The 3,666-nt window shown below is 70.7% G+C and carries 1 protein-coding gene; it reads right to left on the bottom strand.

The annotated features are described in order from the left end of the window. Window positions 1-2,977: amino acid adenylation domain-containing protein (locus tag ACIBVQ_RS40475; RefSeq protein WP_399184259.1), on the bottom strand; the 2,977-nt coding region annotated here is incomplete at its 3' end. Window positions 2,978-3,666 lie beyond the last annotated feature (689 nt).

Below are 3,666 nucleotides of genomic sequence, written 5' to 3' on the forward strand. Positions count from 1 at the left end.
GAACCTCCGCGACCCTCCGCAGCGTGTCCCGCCACCCGGCGGCCAGCCCCGCGACCGTCGCGGCGTCGAACAGGTCCGTGCTGTACTCGACGACGCCGAAGATCCGCTCGCCGTCGTCGGTGATCTGCCAGGTCAGGTCGAACTTCGAGGTTCCGGTCGGGACCAGCTCGCGGGTCCCCGTCGCCGTGCCGAGCCGTACCGGGCGGGCGTCGTGGCGGTGCATCTCGAAGGCGACCTGGGCGAAGGCGGCGCGTTCCCCCGAGTGGTCGCGGGCGACACGGTCGAGGAGGAGCTGGAAGGGCACGTCCTGGTGGCCGAGGTCGGCGAGCACGTCCTCACGCACCTGGCCGAGCAGTTCGCGGAAGCCCACGTCCGTCCGTGCCCGCACCCGCAGCGGGACCAGGTTGACGAAGTAGCCGATCAGGCCCTCCTCGTCGTGCTCCCGGTCGGCGACGGGCGTGGCGACGACGAGGTCCTCCTGCCCGGTACGGCCGCGCAGCGTCAGGCAGAAGGCGGCCAGGAGCACCATGAACGGCGTCGCGCCCTCCGCCCGCGCCAGGTCGCGCACCCGCTCCGCGAGGTCGGCCCCGAGGTCGAACCGCACGGCGGCGCCTGCCGGGGTCCGCTCCCCGGGGACACGGTCGGTGGGCAGGTCGAGTTCCCTCGGGGCGCCTTCGAGCCTGCGCTCCCAGTAGGCGATCCCCTCGTCCAGGGTGTTCCCGCGCACCAGGCGGCGCTGCCGTACGGCGTGGTCGCGGGAGCGGGTGGGCAGCTCGGCGAGCTGGGGCTCCCTGCCGTCGAGGGTGGCGGCGTAGATCTCGGCCAGTTCGGTCTCGAAGACGCCGAGTGACCACTCGTCCCACACGATGTGGTGCAGGACGACCAGCAGCACCCAGCCGTCCTCGCCGTCGCGCGTCAGCAGGGTCCGCAGCAACGGCCCCCGCTCCAGGTCGAACGGCCTGCGGGCCTCGCGGGCGACGACCTCCTCGGAGTACTCCTCGACGGTGAGCCGTACGGGGGAGGGGGGCAGGACGTCCTGCTCCGGTTCGCCGAGGGTGGCGGGGAAGGCGGTGCGCAGGGCCTCGTGCCGTTCGACGAGCGCGTTCAGGGACCGTTCGAGCGCCGGGACGTCGATCTCGCCTCGCAGCCGGAACAGCCACGGCACGTTGTAGAGCGGCGCGCCCGGGTTCCACTGCTCGGCCAGCCACAGGGCGTGCTGCCCGAGGGAGAGCGGCCTGCCCTCCTCCTCGTACGGCGCGGCGGGCTCAGGCTCGGGGGCCGGAGCCGGCTGGGGGGCGCGTTCCGCGTCGAGTCGCGCCGCCAGGTCGGCCAGGACCGGGGTGGCGAAGACGGCCTGGGGCGACAGGCCCTTGCCGAAGTGGCCGAACAGCCTGGCGGTGATGCGGAGCGCGGCGAGCGAGTCACCGCCGAGCGCGAAGAAGTCGTCACCGCGTCCGACGCTCCCGACGCCGAGGACCTCCTGCCACAGGTCGGCCAGCAGTTGTTCCGTCTCGGTCCGCGGGGGTTCGGTCCCCTCGCCGTGTTCCGGGCCGCGCGGGAGCGGCGGCAGCGCGTCGCGGTCGAGCTTGCCGCCCTCGGTCAGCGGCAGCCGGTCCAGCGGGATCAGGTGCGCGGGCAGCAGGTAGGCGGGCAGCCGGTCGGCCAGGAACGCCATCAGCTCCCCGACGTTCGGCGTCTCGGTGACCACGTAGCCGACGAGCCGGGTCCTGCCGTCCTCGTCGTCCCGGCCGAGCACCGCGCACCGTCGTACCGCCGGGTGCTGCTCCAGGACCCGCTGGGTCTCCGCGGGCTCGACGCGGTGTCCCCGGATCTTGACCTGGTCGTCGGTCCTGCCGAGGAAGTCCAGCCTTCCGTCCGCGTCGAGGCGGACGAGGTCGCCGGTGCGGTACATACGCGCGCCGGGGGCACCGTACGGGTCGGGCACGAAGCGCTGGGCCGTCAGCCCGGGTTGTCCCGTGTAGCCGAGGGCGAGGGGGCCGCCGCCGACGTAGAGCTCCCCGGCGACCCCGGGCGGGCAGGGCGTGAGGTCCTGGTCGAGGACGTGGAGCACCCGTTCGCCGCAGGCGGTGCCGATCGGGATCTCGTCCGTCACGACCTCGGTCACCTCGTGGACGGTCGCGGTGATCACACACTCGGTCGGTCCGTAGGCGTTGAGCAGCCGCACGTCCGGGGCGTGCCGAAGCCACGAACGGGCGGCCCGGGGGGACATCCGCTCGCTGCCGGAGATCATCAGCCGGAGGCTGTGCCCCTCGGGCAGGGGGGTCCGGTCGAGTCCGAGGGCCAGCTCGTTCCAGTAACCGGCGGGCAGGTTGGCGACGGTGACCCGCTCACGACGCAGGAGGTCGAGGAGGTCGCCGATCGCGGGGGCGCGCTCCTCGCCGAAGACGACGGTCGCCCCGACGGTCAGCGGCGCGAGCGCCTGTTCGACGGAGACGTCCACGTACGGCTGCGCGAACCGCAGGACACGGTCGTCCTCACGCAGTCCGAACCGCTCGCCGATCCCGGCGAGGTGCTCGGCCAGCGCGCCGTACGAGACGCTGACGCCCTTGGGCCTGCCGGTCGTGCCGGAGGTGTACACGAGATAGGCGGGGTGGGCCGGGTCGGGCGGGGTGAGGCCGGCCGCCTCGGCCGTCTCGTCACCGAGGTTCGCGTCGAGCCGTACCAGGGGGAGCTCCCCCAGGACGTCGCCACCGTCGCTGTCGTCACTGAGGAGAAGGCGGGCGGAGCTGTCCCGCAGGGTGAACCGGTGACGGTCGGCGGGGGCGGCGGGGTCGAGCGCGAGATGGGCGGCGCCCGTCCGCAGTACGGCGAGCATCGCGACCAGGCCGTTCACCGGGTCCTGCGCGCGCACGGCGACGACCTGTCCCGGGACCACCCCGTGCCCGCGCAGCAGCCCGGCGAGTACGGCGGTGCGCCGGTCGAGTTCGGCGTGGGAAAGGGTCAGGCGCGGACCCACTACAGCGGGTCCATCAGGATGCTCTTTAGCGCGCAGAGCCAGCAGGGATTCCCACCCAGCTTTTCGTAACATAGCGGTGACCTCGGAGTTCCAGACCCCCAATCCACGTGCTGTTTTGCTCGTGGAAAATGCCTTTGTCATGGCACGGAACTCCTCTGGAAATCGGGCTGGTGCTACTGGCGAGAATGTGGGGGCTGTGCGCTATAACCCGTTTCGGTTGTCCGCGAACGGCGGAGCGCTGGGCCGGGGGACGGCACCCCGGTACATGCGTTTTTCGCAACCTAAGGAATCCTTGCGCAAGCTATCTTGTCAAGATGTGAGTGTCAAGGGGATGCCTTGACAGCAGGGATTTCTGGCCCGGGTTACATGTTGGGGGCGTTCCCCTTCTCAGGGTGAGAGGGGGCATAGTGAACGACTATTGAACAGACGGAATGGATTACGGCTGTTGCGGTCGGTGAAACTATTGACACCGCAGGAATCAGTGCACAAGATGTGTTGCGCAAGAGTCCCTTAGGGGTTGATCTCCCAGGAACGGGGGCCACGCTGTTTTTGGCGCCATTGGATGCGCGCCCTAATAGAAGCGTGGTTGCGGGCTACCTGCACATATTTCACCGGCGGCTGTGTGGCGTGATTTTCGGAAGGGTCCCGTGTCATGACCAAAACGTTCTCCAGGAGTCACGCCGATGGTG

This window comes from Streptosporangium sp. NPDC049376 (genome assembly GCF_044466505.1).
Lineage (GTDB): Bacteria > Actinomycetota > Actinomycetes > Streptosporangiales > Streptosporangiaceae > Streptosporangium.